Annotated in this window: 22 protein-coding genes; 16 read left to right on the forward strand and 6 right to left on the reverse strand. The window is 43.0% G+C overall.

Translation table 11 applies throughout. From position 1 onward, the window contains the following. Window positions 1-30: 30 nt before the first annotated feature. Window positions 31-2,049, reverse strand: a complete 2,019-nt coding sequence (locus Q0688_RS20755; RefSeq protein ID WP_299081968.1) for an NADPH-dependent 2,4-dienoyl-CoA reductase — start codon at window positions 2,047-2,049, stop codon at window positions 31-33. 101 nt (window positions 2,050-2,150) lie between these two features. On the opposite strand from Q0688_RS20755, the gene Q0688_RS20760 reads away from it, so the two are divergent. The 15 genes from Q0688_RS20760 (at window position 2,151) to Q0688_RS20830 (ending at window position 14,787) form a co-directional block, all read left to right on the forward strand. Beyond that, entirely contained in the window at window positions 2,151-2,828 is a 678-nt protein-coding gene (locus Q0688_RS20760) for a 4'-phosphopantetheinyl transferase superfamily protein (RefSeq protein ID WP_299081971.1), read from the forward strand. Between the two features lie 41 nt (window positions 2,829-2,869). Next, entirely contained in the window at window positions 2,870-3,598 is a 729-nt protein-coding gene (locus Q0688_RS20765; protein WP_299081974.1) for a beta-ketoacyl synthase chain length factor, read from the forward strand. A gap of 250 nt (window positions 3,599-3,848) precedes the next feature. Next, on the forward strand, window positions 3,849-4,103 hold the full coding sequence (locus Q0688_RS20770) for a phosphopantetheine-binding protein (RefSeq protein WP_299081976.1): 255 nt from the start codon (window positions 3,849-3,851) through the stop codon (window positions 4,101-4,103). A 17-nt stretch (window positions 4,104-4,120) separates the two neighbouring features. After that, window positions 4,121-4,366, forward strand: coding sequence for an acyl carrier protein (locus tag Q0688_RS20775; protein ID WP_299081979.1), 246 nt, complete (start codon window positions 4,121-4,123; stop codon window positions 4,364-4,366). Between the two features lie 84 nt (window positions 4,367-4,450). Continuing rightward, window positions 4,451-5,791, forward strand: a complete 1,341-nt coding sequence (locus tag Q0688_RS20780; protein WP_299081982.1) for an AMP-binding protein — start codon at window positions 4,451-4,453, stop codon at window positions 5,789-5,791. Further along, window positions 5,784-6,134: an acyl-CoA synthetase gene (locus Q0688_RS20785; protein WP_299081984.1), complete on the forward strand. Its 351-nt coding sequence runs from the start codon at window positions 5,784-5,786 to the stop codon at window positions 6,132-6,134. The genes Q0688_RS20780 and Q0688_RS20785 overlap by 8 nt, the downstream gene beginning before the upstream one ends. Before the next feature lie 2 nt (window positions 6,135-6,136). Continuing rightward, window positions 6,137-6,874, forward strand: coding sequence for a glycosyltransferase family 2 protein (locus Q0688_RS20790; RefSeq protein WP_299081987.1), 738 nt, complete (start codon window positions 6,137-6,139; stop codon window positions 6,872-6,874). After that, window positions 6,874-7,854, forward strand: coding sequence for a family 2 glycosyl transferase (locus Q0688_RS20795; protein WP_299081990.1), 981 nt, complete (start codon window positions 6,874-6,876; stop codon window positions 7,852-7,854). Before Q0688_RS20790 ends, Q0688_RS20795 begins: the two co-directional genes overlap by 1 nt. A gap of 108 nt (window positions 7,855-7,962) precedes the next feature. Beyond that, window positions 7,963-9,513: a histidine ammonia-lyase gene (gene hutH / locus Q0688_RS20800; protein WP_299081992.1), complete on the forward strand. Its 1,551-nt coding sequence runs from the start codon at window positions 7,963-7,965 to the stop codon at window positions 9,511-9,513. Further along, window positions 9,503-9,934: a thioesterase family protein gene (locus Q0688_RS20805; protein WP_299081995.1), complete on the forward strand. Its 432-nt coding sequence runs from the start codon at window positions 9,503-9,505 to the stop codon at window positions 9,932-9,934. The genes hutH and Q0688_RS20805 overlap by 11 nt, the downstream gene beginning before the upstream one ends. Window positions 9,935-9,936: 2 nt before the next feature. Next, window positions 9,937-11,181 (forward strand): NAD(P)/FAD-dependent oxidoreductase, encoded by a 1,245-nt coding sequence (locus Q0688_RS20810; RefSeq protein ID WP_299081998.1) that lies wholly within the window; start codon window positions 9,937-9,939, stop codon window positions 11,179-11,181. A gap of 4 nt (window positions 11,182-11,185) precedes the next feature. Then, the gene (locus Q0688_RS20815) at window positions 11,186-12,388 is read left to right on the forward strand and encodes a beta-ketoacyl-[acyl-carrier-protein] synthase family protein (RefSeq protein ID WP_299082001.1); all 1,203 of its coding nucleotides are present in this window, start codon (window positions 11,186-11,188) and stop codon (window positions 12,386-12,388) included. Further along, a complete protein-coding gene (locus Q0688_RS20820) occupies window positions 12,381-12,842 on the forward strand; it encodes a 3-hydroxylacyl-ACP dehydratase (RefSeq protein ID WP_299082003.1) in 462 nt (153 codons plus the stop codon). Before Q0688_RS20815 ends, Q0688_RS20820 begins: the two co-directional genes overlap by 8 nt. Next, window positions 12,839-13,564 (forward strand): 3-ketoacyl-ACP reductase FabG2, encoded by a 726-nt coding sequence (locus Q0688_RS20825; RefSeq protein WP_299082006.1) that lies wholly within the window; start codon window positions 12,839-12,841, stop codon window positions 13,562-13,564. The genes Q0688_RS20820 and Q0688_RS20825 overlap by 4 nt, the downstream gene beginning before the upstream one ends. Beyond that, on the forward strand, window positions 13,564-14,787 hold the full coding sequence (locus Q0688_RS20830) for a beta-ketoacyl-ACP synthase (RefSeq protein WP_299082009.1): 1,224 nt from the start codon (window positions 13,564-13,566) through the stop codon (window positions 14,785-14,787). Before Q0688_RS20825 ends, Q0688_RS20830 begins: the two co-directional genes overlap by 1 nt. A 45-nt stretch (window positions 14,788-14,832) precedes the next feature. Here Q0688_RS20830 and Q0688_RS20835 read toward each other — a convergent pair whose 3' ends face one another. From Q0688_RS20835 to Q0688_RS20855, 5 genes are read right to left on the reverse strand one after another with little or no spacing between them, the layout of a single operon-like run. Next, window positions 14,833-15,417: a hypothetical protein gene (locus tag Q0688_RS20835; protein WP_299082012.1), complete on the reverse strand. Its 585-nt coding sequence runs from the start codon at window positions 15,415-15,417 to the stop codon at window positions 14,833-14,835. A 35-nt stretch (window positions 15,418-15,452) separates the two neighbouring features. Continuing rightward, window positions 15,453-16,472, reverse strand: a complete 1,020-nt coding sequence (locus Q0688_RS20840) for a BtrH N-terminal domain-containing protein (RefSeq protein ID WP_299082015.1) — start codon at window positions 16,470-16,472, stop codon at window positions 15,453-15,455. Beyond that, window positions 16,469-16,873: a hypothetical protein gene (locus tag Q0688_RS20845; RefSeq protein WP_299082018.1), complete on the reverse strand. Its 405-nt coding sequence runs from the start codon at window positions 16,871-16,873 to the stop codon at window positions 16,469-16,471. Before Q0688_RS20845 ends, Q0688_RS20840 begins: the two co-directional genes overlap by 4 nt. A gap of 4 nt (window positions 16,874-16,877) precedes the next feature. Beyond that, complete coding sequence (locus Q0688_RS20850; RefSeq protein ID WP_299082021.1) at window positions 16,878-18,023, reverse strand: beta-ketoacyl-ACP synthase III; 1,146 nt, start codon at window positions 18,021-18,023, stop codon at window positions 16,878-16,880. Between the two features lie 7 nt (window positions 18,024-18,030). After that, on the reverse strand, window positions 18,031-18,945 hold the full coding sequence (locus tag Q0688_RS20855) for a dialkylrecorsinol condensing enzyme (protein ID WP_299082024.1): 915 nt from the start codon (window positions 18,943-18,945) through the stop codon (window positions 18,031-18,033). Window positions 18,946-19,041: 96 nt separating this feature from the next. On the opposite strand from Q0688_RS20855, the gene Q0688_RS20860 reads away from it, so the two are divergent. Continuing rightward, window positions 19,042-19,515, forward strand: coding sequence for a DUF2141 domain-containing protein (locus Q0688_RS20860; RefSeq protein WP_299082027.1), 474 nt, complete (start codon window positions 19,042-19,044; stop codon window positions 19,513-19,515). The last annotated feature ends 39 nt before the right edge of the window (window positions 19,516-19,554 follow it).

Raw genomic sequence — 19,554 nt, forward strand, 5'->3', positions numbered from 1 at the left:
AATAAGTTACTCATCACGCTAAGATAATATTTAAATTTTTGCTGCTAACCAAGCGGCCGCTTCAATTGCGGATTTGGCATCTAATCCTGCGACATTATTTGCACCACCTATCAAGTGTACCGCTTGCTTAAACTGGTTTACGTCAAAGGTCACATGGCTTTGCTGCCCTGCGCACACTATTATAGAATCTGCTGTTAATATTTTGGACTCACCACGTATACCCACAGTTAAACCAAGATCCGATATACCTTGGTAGCTAACCTTTGATAGTGTTTTAACGTTATTTCGCTTTAATTCAGCACGGTGGATCCACACTGTGGTTTTGCCTAGCCCCGCTCCTGGCTTGCGGACTTTGCGTTGTAACATAGTGATTTGTTTGCTGTTAACCCAAGTATTCACAGCAGTGGCTAATCCGCCATTATTTTTATTATTAAGATCAATGCCCCAATGAGTGGCAAAACCTTGTTGTTTTGTTTTAAAAGAGTCGTCTTCAGGTGGCGGGCTGGTGATCTTAGTTGCGACATCAAAGGCAATGCCTCCAGTACCAATAACGACTACGTTATTTCCTACTTTTACTTTGTCTTCTATTACATCTTGGTATTGCATAACAGTTGAGTGCTGGGCGCCAGGAACATCTAATTGGCGGGCAGTGGTGCCCGTGGCAATAATCACTTCATCAAATTTATTGAGTTGGGTTAAATCAGGTGATGTGCCCAGTTTCACATTCACCGTTGACTGCTCTAAGGTGTAATTTATATAGCGCAAGAACTCATTGAACTCTTCTTTCCCTGGAATTTTTGCAGCGAGATTTAGTTGACCACCCAATTTGTCACTGTGTTCAAATAGGGTGACTTGGTGGCCACGCTGGGCAGCAAAAATTGCAAACATGGCTCCAGCAGGGCCTGCTCCCACTACTGCTAGATCCTTGACTTCAGAGGTGGGTTCAAAATTTAATAGGGTTTCAAACCCCGCGCGCGGGTTCACAAGACAGCTAGCCACTTTATTGACAAATATATGATCCAAGCAAGCTTGATTGCAGGCAATACAGGTATTAATAGCCTCGGCGTTATCTGCTTTGGCTTTATTTACAAAGTCACTATCAGCCAAGAAAGGGCGTGCCATTGAAACCAAATCGGCCATATTGTCGGCTATAATTGATTCCGCCACTTGCGGGGTATTAATACGATTGCAAGCCACTATTGGAATAGTGATAAGCTTTTTAACTTTGGCCGTTATGCCGCTAAACGCGGCTCTTGGAACCACGCTAGCAATAGTGGGCACCCGTGTTTCGTGCCAACCTATGCCGCTGTTGATGATGTTGACACCGGCTTTTTCTAAGGCCAAGGCCAGTTTAATCACTTCGTCAAAATCACTGCCATTTTCTACTAAGTCTAAAATAGACAAGCGGAAAATAAGTATGTGATTGTCTCCAAAACGCTGCCTGATCTGCCGCACAATTTCTAATGGAAAGCGCACTCTATTGTCGAAGTTCCCACCCCATTGGTCATTGCGTTTATTGGTGTGGCGACATATAAACTGGTTAATTAAATATCCCTCAGAGCCCATGATTTCTATACCGTCGTAACCCGCATCAAAGGCCAAACCGGCGCATACCACAAAATCTTCAATTTGCTGCTCTATCTCATTTTCAGTTAGTGCATGGGGAATAAAGGGCACTATTGGCGCTTGAATGGCACTTGGCGCCACAATTTGACTGTGATAACCATAACGGCCGGCGTGTAAGATTTGCATGCATATCTTAGTGGGATATTGATGCACAGCTTGAGTAATGAGCCGATGTTCGGCAACATGTTGCTGACGACTGAGGATCACGCGATTTGGGGCTAAAATTCCTGATGTATTAGGTGATACGCCACCGGTAATAATTAGTCCTACACCACCAGCCGCACGCTCGGCATAAAATGCGGCCAAACGCACAAAACCATCGAGTTGCTCTTCAAGGTTGGTGTGCATGGAGCCCATAATGACGCGATTGCTTAATGTGGTGAACCCCAAATTTAGAGTAGAGAGTAAGTGGGGGTAAGGCATAAAAGGTCTAGTTAGCTCAGAATGGCTCAAGTTTAGCATGTTTCTGTTAAATGATAAGACGGCCGTACGCTAGGTGGTTCAAACAATAAAGGATAACGGGCTTGGCCAAACACACTATTTATATGTACTACTGCGATATGCGTCAGCATGCCATTACAGATGCAGGTTTACTTGCGTTGCTAAACGGGCCGGACCAATTACGTTTCCATACAATAAAAAACAAAACTCGGCAGCGCCAGTTTGCCATGGGCAGATGGTTGATTAAACACGGCTTAAGCCAGCAGTTTTCGGTCGCTAAGTCAGATAACTATGAACTGACTAATTATTCTCAGTGGCGACAGTTAACCAGCGATAAACGCTACAGTGTGTCAATCAGCCATAGTAGCGATTATGTTGCCGTGGCAATTGCCGATTTTCCTTGTGAATTGGGTATTGATATTGAGCAACATAAATCACGAAACTTCAGCGAATTACTCAAGGTTTTTAGTACCACTGAAGAGCAGCATCTGATCGCTAATTTGGCTGACATTAAGAGTATGTTTTATCGTTTGTGGACCGCAAAAGAAGCATTTCTAAAAGTCACGCAAAAACCTATTGATGCTGTGGTGAAACAAGATTTGAGTCCATGTTTATTGTCTGGTTTCGCGCAAACTTCTAGCTATCAATCATATAGCGGAGAATTGGCAAAAGGCGACTATAGCTATTGTGTCATGACAAATGCAGCAAAAATCACCTCTATTGAGGTATTTCAACTGAATTGTGCCAGTGTTGAACCCTAAGACGGGCTTTAGTAAACTTCTTTTTTTAATAGGGAAGAATTATGGCCTTGAGTTTCAATATTAGTAAGTGTGTCGCCTGGGCGCCTGGACTTGAATCTGAACAAGATTGGCAATTATGGCAAAGTGGAGAAAAACACTTAACTGAAGACTTGGCTTTACCTAAGCTAGCGGCCATTCCTGCAATGCAGCGCCGGCGCTTAAGCCCGTTTGCAAAAGTTGCCTTGCATTGTGCCTTAGAAGCCAGCGGTCATCATCAAGCAGAGGTGCCTTGTGTGTTCTCTTCACGTCATGGAGATTTACACCGCACTACCAGCCTAATTGAGAATATTGCCGAGAATAAAGATTTGTCTCCGACTCAATTTGGATTGTCGGTGCATAATGCGGCGGCAGGCTTGTTTAGTATTTTCACCGGAAACCGTGCGCCCTTATCTGCCATTGCTGGTGGTCAAAGTAGCTTTATGCAAGGCTTGTTAGATAGTGTGGCAAAACTTCATGCCAATCAGTTATCACAAATACTTTATGTCTATTGTGATCTAAGTGTACCTGACTGTTATCGTCCTTATGTCACAGATGACAGCTCAATAGGGGTGGGGTTGCTTATTGAAAAAGCCAATGGCAATAATGATTTCAGTCTTGCTTATAACCCTGCGGCAAAGAGTCTAAGTAGTGAATGCCAAGCGTTGGACTTTATGGGGTTTATGTTAAGTGATAACCGCCAATTGCAAACTAATATTCACCAACAAACTTGGCAAGTTTCTCGACAAAATTGAGTTGATTTTAGGTTTTTTTGGGTAACATTGAAGCACTAGCAGTTGTTGCGAATAAGCCTCAGAATGATATTATTAACTATCAAGTATATAGATGTAATGGGTGTTTGTTTAAAACAGCACCATCCTAAGTGCCTTTCATTTCCCACTGTTTTTAGGTCTAGACTTATCATAGCAAAGGATTGGAACCAGCTTTTGGTGAGCATAGTAGTAACACGAAATTCACAACGAAAACCTTAAAATAGGAAAACAGATGAGCAATCTGAACCATGAAATTAAGCTATTAATTATTGAAGCCTTGGATTTGGAAGATATTTCTGTGGATGATATTGAAGATGATGCACCTCTTTTTGTTGATGGGTTAGGGCTGGACTCTATCGATGCTTTAGAGTTAGGTGTGGCAATAAAAAATGCCTACAATATTAAGATTGATGGCAATACAGAAGACAGCAAGAAGCATTTTTACTCAGTGAAAACCTTGAGTGATTATATTCAACTTAGCCAGTAAATAAGGTTTCAAAGACGATGGATCAACAACAAATTTTATCAATGGTAAAAACCATATTAGTCAATGAGTTCGAAATTGATGAAGCGGATATAGTGCCAGAAGCCAATATATATGAAGACCTCGATATAGACAGTATTGATGTAGTCGATCTTGTGGTGCGCCTAAGAGCAGAAACGGGTCGCTCGATTGAGCCTGGTAATTTTAAACAAGTTAGAACCATAGCCGACTTGTTAGACGCCTTGGATAACCTCATTAACAATTAATCCTTTCACCCATCCACAATGGATTACGAGTGGTATTCCATTTTTTGTGGCGTGTTCATGCGCCACAAGGCCATAAGACACTAAATGCAAATGGATTTAAAAAGCTACAGCCTTGATCCCCGAACAATTACCTTCCTAGATGGACAACACAATAATGCCCATTGGTTTAACATAGTTGCAGGTTATCGCAGCCAGTTAATGGCATCACCGGCTAAGACTTGGTTGTTGTTTGAGGCGGATACCTTCTTATTTTCTGCGATCTTCTATGCATTGTTATCCGCAGGTAAATCTATTGTTTTGCCACAAAATGCCCAGCCCGCCCATATTCGCGAAATAAAACAGCAGGTGCAGGCCAGCATAGGTTCGCCAGAGATAGAGCCTGACTTAGTGACGCGGCATAGCTGGCCGAATCAGCCAATTTCCAGTCTACATATTGATGGCGAAATCACCCTTAGCTTTTTTACCTCTGGCTCCACCGGCCAAGCAAAAGCTATAGTCAAAAAGTTCAGTCAATTGCAAACCGAAATCGCTTGTCTTGAAGCCAGTTTTGGCGCAAATGTCAAAGATACGGTGTTTCTGTCGACTGTTTCCCACCAGCATATTTATGGTTTGTTGTTTAAGGTACTTTGGCCTATTACTATGGGTCATGGGGTGGTATGCCAAGCATTTGAATACCCTGAACATATAGTTAATAAAATGCGAGTAAGTGATTTTTATAAAGTGACATTAGTTGCCAGCCCGGCTCATCTGCATCGTTTATGTCTAGACAATCCTCTATTGGCAGTCAAGCAGCGTATAGATAATGTGTTTTCTTCAGGTGGTCCGTTAGATGCGGATAAAAATATTGCGCTGCAACAACAGCTTGCATGCAAGCTAATCGAAGTCTACGGCAGCACCGAAACAGGCGGCATAGGTTGGCGTCAGAGAAATTCAATCACAGACGAAATCTGGCATACCTTCGCTGGCGTCAGTGTGGCTTTGCAACCCAATAGCGAATTATTATTGTTGTCATCACCTTATATCAGTGAAGATAAATTTTACGGAGATGACAGGATTGAGATTTATAGCGAACGACAGTTTAGGTTGTTAGGGCGAGCCGACGATATAGTAAAAATCGAAGAAAAGCGTATTTCATTACAGGAAGTGCAACAGCGCTGTAAGCAACATGAATTTGTTCAAGACGTATGTGTTTTAGTTACCGGTAAACAGCGCAAACAATTAGCGGCTGTAATTGAACTTAATGCGCAAGGAGTAGAAGCCAAGAATACTATGCCTAGGCACATGTTTAACCGCGTGTTTAGAGGCTACTTAGCCCAATGGTTTGAAGCCGTGACCTTGCCAAAAAAGTTTAGGTATCCGCAACAATTACCTTATAATGCTCAAGGTAAATTAAACCGACAAGCTGTGGAGTCATATTTTGAGTGATTGTGTATATCATGGCGAAGTTTTGTCAGTTGAAGAACAACGGGATTCGGTAACCTTAGAACTTAAGGTACCTGAAAATTTGTACTATTTTCAAGGTCACTTTGACAATGCACCTGTGTTACCAGGGGTGGCAATGACCCATTGGGTTGTGGAATATGCCAGCCAATATTTTGATGCTGATCCAGCTGGGTTTCAGGCGTTTAATGGCCTTAAGTTTCAAATTATTGTGTGTCCAGGCTATACCCTCAAACTTAATTTGAGGCAAATCAACCTTAATAAATATTCATTCAGCTATAGCTCAGAACACGGAAAACATGCTTCAGGTAAGGTATTATTCGTGTGACCATGAGTTATTGTTTTATTATTCCCAATTACAATCATACCCAGGCCGTCGCTAATACTATTGCCGCGCTGCAGCACTATGCTTTACCTATTATTTTGGTGGATGATGGCAGTAATCTTGAAACCCAAACTTTGCTTGAAGAGCTTGCCGCTGAATATCAAAATTTGACGCTTTTTAGAAGGTCAATCAATGGCGGCAAAGGCGCCGCAGTAAAAACAGGTTTAACTATTGCCTATGAAATGGACATGAGTCATGCAATACAAGTTGATGCCGACGGACAGCATAATTTGGCTGATATTGATAGCTTACTAAATGAATCTAAACGTTATCCACTTGCGATGATAAGTGGCCGACCTTTATACGATGAAAGCATTTCTAAAGGCCGATATTATGGCCGTTTTATCACTCATTTTTGGGTGTATATCGAAACCTTGTCTTTTACAATCAAAGATTCAATGTGCGGCTTTAGGGTGTATCCCTTAAAAGCTTGTATGCAGCTTATGGATAAACAAGCTTTGGGCGATAGGATGGACTTTGATATCGAAATTATGGTGCGCTTATTTTGGCAGAATACGGCGATTCGATTTATTGCAACTAAGGTGCTTTATCCTCCCGATGGGGTGTCTCATTTTAATGTTTGGAAAGATAATTGGTTAATCTCAAAAATGCACACCCGATTATTTTTTGGGATGATAATTCGGTTGCCTTATTTGCTCTTTTCAAAATTTAGGGGCCAGTAGTGAGTCAGCAAGCCCATTGGTCAAGCATTAAAGAGCGTGGCAGTTTAGCTGGCATACGTTTTTTGGTGGCTGTATATAAGCTCTTTGGAAAAGGGCCTTTTCGGGTCTGTTTTTTCCCTGTGATGTTGTATTTCTATGTTACCGGCGGTCAAGCTCGCCGCGGTGTACTTAAATATTGGCGTAATCTTGAGCGCAGCCGACAACAGCAACCCTGTAGTAAGTTAAAGCTGCATATCCATGGTTTTAAAGTGTTTCTGACTTTTGGCTGGGCCATAGTCGACAAATTTGATGCTTGGCTAGGTAAAATTCATCTAGATGACTTGGATATCGTTAACCAACAGGTGTATGACGAGCTTGCCCAAGGGCAAGGCTGTGTCATTCTCAGTACGCATTTAGGCAATATGGAAATATGTAGAGCTATTTTCAGTTCTGGTGAAAATAAAAAGAAACTGAATGTGATCACCTATAATGTTCACGCCCAGTCTTTTAATGATTTTTTAGAGCGTATTAATCCCGAAGCGGGCATTAATTTTATTCATATCGAAAACTTTGGCCCAGACGATACCATCAAACTCAAACAAAAAATTGATGACGGTGAAGCCGTGGTGATTTTCGCCGACCGAACATCAGTGAACAATCCTAATAGTGTGCAATTTGTCCCTTTTTTGACTGAGCCTGCGCCTATAGCAATTGGCCCCTTTGCCTTAGCCACTATTATGCAATGCCCAGTTTATTTAATGACTTGCCTGAAAAGTACCGAAACCAGTCGCTATCAGGTACATATTGAAAATTTTGCAGAGCCGGTCAAAATAAGACGCAAAGATCGAGAAACCTATTTTAATCAACTAATGTGCAAATATGCCGACAGGCTGAGTTATTTCGCGCTCTTGGCTCCTTATCAATGGGGTAATTTTTTCGACTTTTGGCGAGGCAATGAAACTCAAGAAGATAGCCCTTTACCAGAGAATAAAGATAAGTGATTCCCAGTTGGGGTTAAATTATCTGACATGTACAATAGATTAAGCTTTAGTATAGAAATCATTGGGATGCATAGTTCCAGTATTAATAGAAAGATGGAGTAAATATAGATGGGTTCAGGTTTGAACACTGTGAGTTTTGGCGCTCAAAGAATCACAATAGAAGATGTTGTTCGCATTGCCCTGCATGATACCCAGGTTGAATTGTCTAACGCCCCATCTTTTACCCAAAAAGTCGATGCAGGGGTCAGTTTTCTTGACCAGTTACTCAAAGAAGAAGGCCATATTTACGGCGTGACTACTGGCTACGGCGATTCTTGCACAGTTGAAGTGCCGTTATCCCTTGTGGATGAGTTACCTATGCATCTCACTCGTTTTCATGGCTGTGGATTAGGAGAGTTTTTCTCGCCAGAAGAGGGACGAGCCATATTGGCAACGCGGTTGGTTTCCTTGTCGCAGGGGTATTCTGGGGTGAGTTGGGATCTCCTAAACTTGCTGGTGGATATGCTCAACAAACACATTATTCCAGTGATCCCGCAAGAAGGATCGGTAGGAGCAAGTGGTGACTTAACGCCTTTATCTTATGTGGCAGGTGCACTTATTGGCGAGCGCGATGTTTATTATCAAGGCAAAGTTATGGCCAGTAGCGAAGCCTTTAAACAAGCCAGTTTAAAGCCTATAAAATTGCGGCCTAAAGAAGGGCTAGCCATAATGAATGGCACGGCTGTGATGACAGCATTAGCCTGTAAGGCCTATGATCGCGCAGAATATTTAACCAAATTAATGGCCAGAATTACGGCCTTGTCCAGCCTTGCGTTAAAGGGTAATAGTAATCATTTTGATGACATTCTATTTAGTGTCAAACCCCATCCAGGGCAAAATGAAATTGCCGCTTGGATACAGCATGATCTAAATCATCATTCTCATCCGCGCAACTCTCAGCGATTACAAGATCGCTATTCAATTCGTTGTGCGCCACATATTATTGGAGTGTTGCAAGACAGTTTACCTTGGTTTAGAAGTTTTATTGAAAACGAATTAAACAGCGCCAACGACAACCCAATAGTCGATGGTGTAGGTGAGCACGTTTTACATGGCGGGCACTTTTATGGTGGGCATATTGCCATGGCCATGGACTCCATGAAAAACTGTGTGGCCAACTTGGCAGACTTAGCCGACCGTCAGATAGCGACTATGGTAGATGTGAAAATGAACCATGGATTGCCGTCTAACTTGTCTGCTGCTAAAGCAGAACGCAGTTTTATCAATCACGGTTTTAAAGCGATTCAAATTGGCTGCTCGGCGTGGACCGCAGAAGCACTAAAACTCACTATGCCAGCCAGCGTATTCTCTCGCTCAACTGAATGCCACAACCAAGACAAAGTGAGTATGGGCACCATAGCGGCCAGAGATTGCTTGCGGGTGTTGCAGTTAACCGAGCAAGTCGTTGCTGCCACCTTATTAGCATCTGTCCAGGGTATTTGGCTGCGAATTGAAAATGGTGAATTAGATAAAAACTCTTTGACCACAGATGTCAGTACTATGTTGGATGACATCAGCAGTTTCTTCACCTTGATTGATGAAGATAGGCCGACCGATAAACTCCTGCGAGAAACCATAGAATATATTCAGCAAAAAAGATGGACCTTGTATGAAAGCTAAACCCATATTAACGGCCACAACCGAGCTAGAAGTGCAGTTTTTTGATGTGGATTCTATGCGCGTGGTTTGGCATGGTAATTATGTCAAATATCTTGAAGTAGCCCGCTGTGAGTTACTCAAATTATTCGATTACAACTACCTGCAAATGGAAGCCTCGGGCTACATGTGGCCCATTGTTGATATGCGTCTTAAATATGTGGCATCGGCTAAGTTGAGTGAATGGGTAACCATTGAAGCGCGCCTCGTTGAATATCAAACCCGCCTAAAAATTGATTATATAGTGCGAGACAAGGCAACTGGTACAGTGTTAACCAAAGCCCATACAATACAAGTGGCAGTAGAAATAGCTACAGGTGAAATGTCATTTACCACCCCCCAGTGTTTGCTTGATAAATTATCCCCGTTTTTAAATAAGGAATAAATATGAACAAGAGTGAAGTATGTGATGTGGTTATCATTGGTGCAGGCCCCTCTGGCGCAATCGCTGCTTCAATGCTGGTTCAAGATGGTTGGAATGTTGTTGTGGTTGAGCGGGAGAGTTTCCCACGTTTTTCTATAGGCGAGAGTTTACTGCCACATTGCATGGAATTTGTTGAAAAAGCGGGCATGTTAGATGCGCTAAATGCCAGTGCTGAAGAGCTAGATTTTCAGTATAAAAATGGCGCGGCCTTTTATCGCAAAGGCGAGCGTTCACAGTTTGATTTCGAGGAAAAATTCTCTCAAGGGCCAGGCACTACTTTTCAAGTTAAACGCGCCGCCTTCGATAAGTTATTAGCCGATCAAGCCAGTCAATTTGGCGCCGACATACGTTATCAGCAAAGCGTTGAAGCAGTGCAAACCGATGAAAATGGCGCTACATTAACCATTTCTTCAGGTGATGAGCGTTATCAGCTAAAAGCCCGATTTGTGCTTGATGCCAGTGGTTTTGGTCGTGTGTTGCCACGTTTATTGGATCTGAATCTACCTAGCGATTTACCGCCGCGGATCGCGGTTTTTACTCACTTTAAAGACAATATCCCAGCCGATGCCAATTTTGACCGCAATAAAATATTGATTACCGTGCACCCAGAAATTGAAGATGTATGGTATTGGTTAATCCCATTTTCAGATGGCACCTCGAGCTTAGGGGTTGTCACCCGTCCAGAGTTGTTTAACGATCATGACCCGCTTAACGAGCAGCTATTATCCTTTATTCATCAGGATGACAACTTAACCGAATTGTTTAAAAACGCCGAGATATTACAACCCGCCAGAAAAATAGGCGGTTATTCTGCGGATGTGAAATCCTTATTCGGCCCTAGTTTTGCATTATTAGGTAATGCCGGTGAATTTCTCGATCCGGTGTTTTCATCTGGAGTGACGATCGCCATGCGCTCGGCTGTGAGTGCCGCGCAACTTGTCAGCCGTGAACTTAAAGGGGAACAGGTCGATTGGCAGGTTGAATATGCCGATGAGTTGAGACGAGGGGTTGAAGTCTTTAAGACCTTTGTCACCTCTTGGTATGACACTAGTTTCCAAAATGTGGTTTTTTTCCAGTCTGATGATAGTGAAATTAAACCCATGATCACCTCGATTCTAGCCGGTTATGCCTGGGATGAAAGCAATCCATTTGTGAAAAGCTCGCGCCGTGGCATGCGTATGTTAGCTAAGTTATGTGAAGCGGATTAATACTATGGGCACAGGCCAATCTGCTGTGGCAGATCCTATTTATATCAACGATTTTGGTTTAGTTAACGCCTTAGGCGACAACCTTGCAGATATCAGTCAGCACTTATTTTCTGGCTCGCAACAAGGCTTTGTGCAGCGAGGCGATATTTTGCCTGAAGCAACAGTGTTTGTAGCCGAAGTAGCGAGTGAGTTGCCAAGCTTAGTTGCCTATCCTGCACATTTTCAGAGTCGCAATAATCAATTAGCTTTGCTGGCTTATCAACAAATTGCAGCGACTGTTGAGTCTCTTAAACAAAAGTATTCTGCGTCGAGAATAGGCGTTATTTTGGGCACCAGTACTTCAGGTATCGCCCAAGGTGAACAAGCAATGCAGGCAAGGCAACAGACTGGAGAATTTCCATCAGACTATGATTATCGCGTCCAAGAAATGTCCAATGTGGCTGAATTTATTAGTTTAGTGGCAGGTTTGTCTGGGGTTAGTTTTACCATTTCTACCGCTTGTTCTTCGAGTGCTAAAACTTTTATCACCGCTAACGAGTTGATCCAGACGGGAGTAATAGACGCCGCTATTGTAGGGGGTGTTGATTCGCTATGTGCCATGACAGTCAATGGTTTTAGTGCCTTGCAATCTACATCGGCGGGTATATGTAAACCTTCAAGCGTTAACCGTGATGGCATCAACATAGGCGAAGGCGCGGCGCTCGCCGTTATCAGTAAAGATAACGCCGAGTTACGTTTATTAGCCGGTGGCGAGTCAAGCGATGCCCATCATATGTCGGCGCCTCATCCTGAAGGGCGCGGTGCAATTGATGCCATGCAACAAGCATTAGATAAAGCGCAACTTTTATCCCAGCAGATTGATTATATTAATTTACACGGTACCGCCACCCCTAAGAATGACGCGATGGAGGCAATAGCAGTCGATACGCTTTTTCCTCATCGGCCTTATGTGAGTTCCAGTAAAGGCAGTATTGGCCACACCTTAGGTGCAGCGGGTGCTACCGAAATCGGCTTTTGTTGCCTGATGTTACAACAACAAAAATTAGCACCTCATGTGTCGGATCATAGCCTTGATCCAGCACTGCCCCCTCTTAAATGGGTTATAAATAGCACCGACAGTAATACTGAAATTCGTTATTGTTTAAGTAATTCTTTTGCTTTTGGTGGCAATAATGTGAGTTTAATAGTGGGGCGAGAGCATGAATAGTTATCCGATAGAGCAGGTCCTGCCTCATTCCCACCCGATGATATTGGTGGATAAACTGGAGTGTTATTCAGCTATATCAGCCGAGTGTTCGGTGAAAATTGGCCAGCACAGTAATTTTTTTAACTCTGAGCGTAATAGTGTGCCCTCTTACGTGGGTATTGAATACATGGCACAAACTATAGCAGCCTACGCCAATGCCCTAAAACTCGAAGAAGGGGGAAAAGTTAGCTTAGGTTTTTTAGTGAGTTCCCGTAGTTATACTACCCAAGTGCGAGAATTTACCTTGGGCACAGAATTACACATTTATGTAGAGTTGCTATTGAAAGAAGCCAATGGCCTAAGCGTGTTTAGCTGCGCCATCAAACAAGGTGAGCAAGTTGTGGTCGAAGCCAAAATTAATGTATTTGAGCCAGACAATCCAGAGCAGTATTTGCAGGAGCAACAAGACAAATGAATAGACGAGTATTAGTAACAGGTTCGAGTAAAGGCATTGGCCAAGCCGTAGCCTTAAAATTAGCGCGAGAAGGCTTTGATATCACAGTGCATTGTCGCAATGATGCCGAAGGTGCCGAGCAAACTGTTGCTGCCATAAAAGAGTTAGGAGTAAATGCTTACTATCTGCAATGTGATGTTGCCAATAGGGACCAGTGTAAAGAGGTGTTCGACGCCGATGTAGCAGAGTTTGGCGCTTATTACGGCATAGTGTGTAATGCTGGTGTCACTCGGGATACGGCTTTTCCTGCCATGACAGGTGAAGAATGGGACAGTGTGATCCATACTAATTTAGATGGTATGTACAATGTTTTGCATCCTTTGGTTATGCCTATGGTCAGTAAACGCAAAGGTGGGCGTATAGTTACTATGGCTTCTGTATCTGGCGTGGTTGGAAATCGCGGGCAGGTCAATTATAGCGCTTCTAAAGGAGGGGTAATTGCAGCCACTAAAGCGTTATCATTAGAGCTTGCCAAGCGTAAAATCACAGTTAATTGTGTGGCCCCAGGTTTAATTGATACAGGTATGACAGACGATCTACCTATGGATGAAATCATAAAAATGATCCCTCTAAAACGAGTCGGGCAAGTGCATGAAGTTGCCGCCGCAGTGGCCTTTTTGATGTCGGATGATGCGTCTTATATCACCAGACAAGTCATTTCAATTAACGGTGGTATGGCCTAATGAAGCGCGTTGTTATAACAGGTATGGGTACAATTTCGGCCTTTGGTGACAACTGGAGTGAGTTTGAAGGTCACCTGCGCAGTAAGAAAAATTCGGTGGTGCAGGTGCCAAAATGGCAAGATGTAAAAGGTCTACATACTAGGCTGGCCGCTCCTATCCCTAATTTTGTTAAACCTAGCCATTATACCCGCAAGCAAACTCGCTCCATGGGCCGAGTATCGGTGATGGCCACCAGAGCCACAGAAATAGCCTTAGAGCAAAGTCAGTTACTCGGTAGCGATACGCTAACCAATGGTGATACGGGCATTTCATACGGATCGTCAATTGGCTCGACTCCACCCATAGTGGGCTTTGGTGATTTACTCAAAAGCCATGATATGTCGGGTATTACTGCCACCAGCTATATTCAAATGATGAGCCACACCACAGCCGTCAACTTAGGGGTGTTTTTCTCAGTTAAGGGGCGTATTCACACGACCAGTTCAGCTTGTACCTCAAGCTCACAAGGCATTGGTTATGCTTACGAGGCCATTAAATTTGGTAAACAAAAAGTGATGATAGCCGGTGGCGCCGAAGAGCTATGTATCTCTGCCGTAGCGGTGTTTGATACGCTATTTGCCACCAGTACCTTAAACGACCAGCCTCAATTAACGCCTCGTCCTTTTGATGTGGACCGAGATGGTTTAGTCATAGGTGAAGGGGCAGGCACGCTCATTCTTGAAGAATATGAACATGCCCGTGCCAGAGGGGCGACAATCTTGGCCGAAGTGGTTGGTTTTGCGACTAATTCCGACGGTATGCATGTGACGCAACCCAATTCGAATACTATGGGTATCGCCATGGAAATGGCGTTGCAAGATGCGGCGCTACCCGCCAGTGAAATTGGTTTTGTGAGTGCCCACGGCACAGCAACCGATAAAGGGGATATCGCCGAAACCACAGCCACAGAACGAGTGTTAGGTAAACACAAACCTATTAGTTCGCTTAAAAGTTACCTTGGACATACCTTAGGTGCGTGCGGTGCGATCGAAGCCTGGTCGAGCATTGAAATGATGAATCACCAATGGTTTGCGCCTACCATTCAATTAAACAATATTGATCCTGAGTGCGGCGATTTGGATTACATCACAGGGGAGGGTAAAAACATTGATACCGAGTTTGTGATGTCGAATAACTTTGCCTTTGGTGGCATTAATACTTCGCTTATTTTTAAACGGGTTTGATACTGATGGAATAAAAAAGACGCTTTTAAAAGCGCCTTTTTTGTTTTAACGAATTTTTGTTACCTTGCCTTTGTCATCAAAACTGATGAGCTGGCGATTCCATTTATTTGACCAATATGTCCAAGTATTGCTGTCCAAAGATAGAGTAGCGTGAATAGGTGGTCTGCCCATCGCAAAGAGTATTCCTTCTTTTGACATGCCCAGTTTAGGTTTGCCCGCCTTTATACCCTGTTGATCGAGTGCGCTTAAGTTATTGGCTTTTTGTTGTTCACAACTACTTCCAAAGTATTGTTTAAAGTTGGCTTCTAGTGATTGTCCTGCCTTGCGAGTGTGTTTATCCCACACATAGGTGAATGTGACACCTTGATAGGTAAACTCAATTTCATCATCATCTATGTCTTCAATTTTAATGGAAGAACACATAGGTAGCAGATAGGGTAATTGATAATTCAATGCGTACAGCACTCGGCGCTTTTGGTCGGGATGCAAGTTTACTAAAGCAACCATAGTGCCGCCTTCTTGAAATCCGCTGCCATCTTGGCTGCCAACTGTTGAAGAGCAACCAGTGACAACGGCGCTCATTGCCAAAACAAGAGGCAGCATTGATTTTGTGATTGTAGATAACTTCATGATTAGTCCTTTTAAAGTTAGTGGTTAAATAAGTATTATTGCAACGCGCTGAGAGACAATAACCTTGTTTGCAAGTGTTTTTCCATCTCAGCACATTTGCTTAACGTTGCACTAATATCTTGCAGTGAAAGTGCTTTTCTTTTCTTGCAAAACATGACCGCTTGTACCGCAAATTCACGCCATTGATCGCCAATTTTAGTGGTTAACTGGGATAATTCAAATAACTCTGGATCATCGAGTAATTTGGATGACTCGTCTAAAAAACTCGCAAAGATAAAGCGAAACCCCGCCCCGCCTGTGCCTATTTCTTCTTGCATTCTAACGATGTGCCCTAAGTACAAACGGGCATATTTGCTGGGCTTATTTTCTAGCTCGGTTATTTTTTTCGCTAAATAATGAATGCCTTTTACCCCAAAAAAGGGCACCCCCGGAACTGGCAAACCATTCATCATTCTGGCGGTTTTTTTGATGCCTTTATAGATCTCAGGCGCTAAATCCACTTGGCTGGGGACTTCCCCTAAAATATACATTAATCCTTTGGGGGCCAAGGCACCTTTGGCAAATCGCGCCCGCTGTAGATCCTCTGGCGAGCAAGTGACTACCTCCTCAAAAACAGGGTCGCTAATCAGGTAATCACCTTGTGCATTTTTACCATATACAGTGAGGTTATGAGCATTAAAGTGAAAGCGCATGTCTTCGGGGAAGTAAGGCAGCCAGTAAACTGAGGTTTGTAGACCAACAATATGTCCTTCAGCTAGTGCTTGATCTAAAGCCTGCATACCTTTTTGGGGATCAGAAAATTTACGGCTCTTAAGTTCAATATTGAGTTTTTTGGCTACCGTCTTAATGATGGTTTTAGGTGGCATACGATAGGCGATCAGAGGCAGACCCGCCAGCTTAACAAAGGGTAAGTAGGCAAAAGTTAAAGCCGACGCTAAACCAAAGGCCATAGGCTCACTCATGGGCAAGCCTTTACTACTTAACATATTGGCCACCACACCAGTTTCACAGTGTGAGGATTGTTGGTGGATAAGATGATTAACGATTTCACTCATGGCAGTTTAGGGACGCTAGATAGTTGTGCGATGCTGACAGATAACACTTGGCTATAAATAGTGAGTTTGCGCTGGCTTAAACCGCGAAACACTCGGGGTGTTAAGTGGCGACGTATTTGCCATTGATAAAACCCAGTGCATTGCGCCAAAGACACAATATCGAAACGACGATGACACATATGGTAAGCCAAGGCCGACACTTTGCCTTGATGGTAATTGGCAATAGCTTCTTGGGTCTGTTGCTTAAGCTCTGCAACAGCCATTTGAGTAGCAAAGTTTTCTACTTCCCAACCACTCGATTGAATCCCGCTGTAATGGCCTTTATCATTTACCGCATAAATGAGTTTTTTATGGCCGCTATAACTAGGGCTGTCGTCTTGCGGCACCTGTTCAGTTTTCATGGGGTTAAACCACAGTCAACTGCATAAAGGCACTGGAGAATCGGCCGCTTTCTGGGATGTAACATAGAATTTTTTGACCCGTTTTTAATGGCTTAGAGTTAAACAGCTCCTCAAGCATAATAAGAATAGACGCCGAGCCAGTGTTGCCTTTTTCGGTTAAATTGGTAAACCACTTGTCGAAGGGCAGTTCAAAATCAATATTCACTAAGGATTGATAAACTTTTTCACGAAAAAACTCTGAAGAATAATGAGGTAGAAAATAGTCGTAATCTGACGTGGATAAATGCCGCTTGGCGATAATACGTTTTAGGGTTTCTTCTACCGTAATACGCACTACATGTTCATTTAATAATCTTACATCTTGTTTGACTGCGAGAATCGCCTGTTGCTCTCTATCTTCGCTATTGTAGCTTGACCAACCTTTGAGCTTGCCCTCTACTTTTTCGGCCCCAGCGTACATGCAAGCTTCGAGTTCGTTGGCGAAAGAAAATGTATCAATCCAATCTAAGCGTAACGATAAACCATCAGGATTAGGTGAGTCTGTTAATAAGGCTGCTCCTGCGCCATCAGACAACATCCAGCGCAAAAAGTCTTTTTCGAATGCCATTTCTGGGCTTTTAGATAAAGACTCGATTTTATGCTGATGTTCGGCTTCAAAATTGCGCGCATGCATCATGGCCGATGCCACTTCGCTTGCCACTACAACACTTTTCTTGCTCTCACCTGCTTTGATATTGAGATAAGCATATTTAAGAGCGGTAACACCGCATAAACACACCCCAGAGGTTGACACTGTTTCACAAGGAGGATTATTAAGTTCGCCATGTACCATAGAGGCGTGATTAGGCATGATTTGATCGGGTATAGATGATGAAGCCACTAAAGTGTCGATATTTTGCATCTCTTGCTCATCCACAAACAAAGAGCGCACTGCCGCTGCGGCTAAAGCTGCGTTTGTATAGTTTTGCTCACCTGTCTCGGGGTCGATGGCGTAATACCGTTGTTTGATGCCATTGCTTCTAAGAATAATGGCTCGAGCACGAGATTTAACCCCCCCGACTTTACCTAATCGCTGCTCCATCTCGCTGTTAGCAACCGCAGCATTAGGTAGGGCAGCAGATAAATTATTGATGTAAACCGGATTAGTCATGTATTGGTTATTCCCCTGAAGGCTCGGCAAAATATTTCTTTTGTTCGATAATTTTATCTTTGGTTAGCGGTGCAATGAGCTTTTTAATTAAGGCACTGATAGGCACTACCGTAAGAATAAGGGTCAGCAGGAAAATCACATAAACGCACAAGCCTATTGCTCTGCGAGTACTTTGCTGCGGCCCTATTTTACGCAGTATTCTCGACCAAATAGTAAAACTATGATTGGCCATTCTTTCACTGGCGATTAGTTTTTCGTTAATGGTGACCGCCGATAACCCTTTTAACATACTCTGTTGCAATGGATTAGGATCAGTCACTAAACGACTTTTTATAGCCACACCAAATCGCGCCGCTTCTGTAATATCTTGCTCTGACACACCCGCGGCTGGTACCCAAGATAACGGTTTTTTGTTGCCTGTAAGCATCCACAATGGGGTAGCCAAAAAACTAAAAAATGCACCACAATCATCGCTTAACACTATGTTGTCTACTAGCTTTGCTTGTAGGTTTTGTAGCTGAGCTTTGACTTTTTCTTGTGCCATTAACCACATGCCGCGGCAACCAATCACAGTGACCACAGGGGTGTTAGCAAATAACGACTTAGCCTGTTCGCTTTGAAGAAAAGAATTAATGGGTAAAGAAGGTGATAAAAACCACACCTGATACGACAAAATAATCAAATCGTATTGTTGATCTTGTGTGGTGCTAGGTTTCAACTCTATCGGTTGCATGGCTACCGTTTCGGGAAATATTCTAAAAAATTGTAAGAACGGCCAAGGAAAGGGAAAAGGTTTAGCCGGCTCTATGTTCAGCACTTCAAACTCTATATGTTCAGATTGAGAAATCGGTTGGCTAATAGACTGTAAAATTCGGGAGAGTTGACCTGTTTGAGAGTAGTTAATTGCAAGCACTTTACGCATAAATTGTGGGCCAGTTTGTCCTTCAACGATTAAGTGGTTAGTATACCTATTAACGGTAATTTGTGAACCCTGAGACGAGGTTAGCAGAGGAATTAGTTGAAGATATTAGTCTTATATTGTTGTTTTATTTATGCACTTTTGAGTGCAAATTTTGCCGAGTCAGCAACGTTAATGCTCGACGTACAAGGGCACAAAAAATATGCAGGGCAACTGCATATTGACATCTCGCAAGTCGATGGCGAGATACAACAAGGACTAGTCTGGAAAGACTTAATACCAGTACGTAAACTAACAAAAACCATCGATTCAGCCCATAGTGAACAACAAAGTGTGGAGTTAAAAATTGAAGATCTACTTTTGGGCTCTATTTGTATTCGTTTATATCTGGATTTGAATAATAATCAAATCCTTGAACGCTCTTCAATAGGTTTGCCATTAGAGCCAGTAGGCTTTAGTAATAATCCATCCCTGTTTAATGGGGAACCGACGCCCCAAGATAGCTGCTTTATGTTACAACAAACCACTAATTATCAAAGTATCACACTCAAACATAATAAAAGGCGTCGATAAGGATTCGGTTGAGGCGAATTTATACCAATCTCCATAAAT

It is taken from the genome of uncultured Paraglaciecola sp., assembly GCF_937123705.1.
Taxonomy (GTDB): Bacteria; Pseudomonadota; Gammaproteobacteria; order Enterobacterales; family Alteromonadaceae; genus Paraglaciecola.

Bases quoted from the DNA above. Each gene is read 5' to 3' on its own strand.
- Q0688_RS20755 (WP_299081968.1), bottom strand. From the start codon at position 2,049: ATGCCTTACCCCCACTTACTCTCTACTCTAAATTTGGGGTTCACCACA.
- Q0688_RS20765 (WP_299081974.1), top strand. From the start codon at position 2,870: ATGGCCTTGAGTTTCAATATTAGTAAGTGTGTCGCCTGGGCGCCTGGA.
- Q0688_RS20770 (WP_299081976.1), top strand. From the start codon at position 3,849: ATGAGCAATCTGAACCATGAAATTAAGCTATTAATTATTGAAGCCTTG.
- Q0688_RS20775 (WP_299081979.1), top strand. From the start codon at position 4,121: ATGGATCAACAACAAATTTTATCAATGGTAAAAACCATATTAGTCAAT.
- Q0688_RS20780 (WP_299081982.1), top strand. From the start codon at position 4,451: ATGCAAATGGATTTAAAAAGCTACAGCCTTGATCCCCGAACAATTACC.
- Q0688_RS20790 (WP_299081987.1), top strand. From the start codon at position 6,137: ATGAGTTATTGTTTTATTATTCCCAATTACAATCATACCCAGGCCGTC.
- hutH (WP_299081992.1), top strand. From the start codon at position 7,963: ATGGGTTCAGGTTTGAACACTGTGAGTTTTGGCGCTCAAAGAATCACA.
- Q0688_RS20805 (WP_299081995.1), top strand. From the start codon at position 9,503: ATGAAAGCTAAACCCATATTAACGGCCACAACCGAGCTAGAAGTGCAG.
- Q0688_RS20810 (WP_299081998.1), top strand. From the start codon at position 9,937: ATGAACAAGAGTGAAGTATGTGATGTGGTTATCATTGGTGCAGGCCCC.
- Q0688_RS20815 (WP_299082001.1), top strand. From the start codon at position 11,186: ATGGGCACAGGCCAATCTGCTGTGGCAGATCCTATTTATATCAACGAT.
- Q0688_RS20820 (WP_299082003.1), top strand. From the start codon at position 12,381: ATGAATAGTTATCCGATAGAGCAGGTCCTGCCTCATTCCCACCCGATG.
- Q0688_RS20825 (WP_299082006.1), top strand. From the start codon at position 12,839: ATGAATAGACGAGTATTAGTAACAGGTTCGAGTAAAGGCATTGGCCAA.
- Q0688_RS20830 (WP_299082009.1), top strand. From the start codon at position 13,564: ATGAAGCGCGTTGTTATAACAGGTATGGGTACAATTTCGGCCTTTGGT.
- Q0688_RS20835 (WP_299082012.1), bottom strand. From the start codon at position 15,417: ATGAAGTTATCTACAATCACAAAATCAATGCTGCCTCTTGTTTTGGCA.
- Q0688_RS20840 (WP_299082015.1), bottom strand. From the start codon at position 16,472: ATGAGTGAAATCGTTAATCATCTTATCCACCAACAATCCTCACACTGT.
- Q0688_RS20845 (WP_299082018.1), bottom strand. From the start codon at position 16,873: ATGAAAACTGAACAGGTGCCGCAAGACGACAGCCCTAGTTATAGCGGC.
- Q0688_RS20850 (WP_299082021.1), bottom strand. From the start codon at position 18,023: ATGACTAATCCGGTTTACATCAATAATTTATCTGCTGCCCTACCTAAT.
- Q0688_RS20855 (WP_299082024.1), bottom strand. From the start codon at position 18,945: ATGCGTAAAGTGCTTGCAATTAACTACTCTCAAACAGGTCAACTCTCC.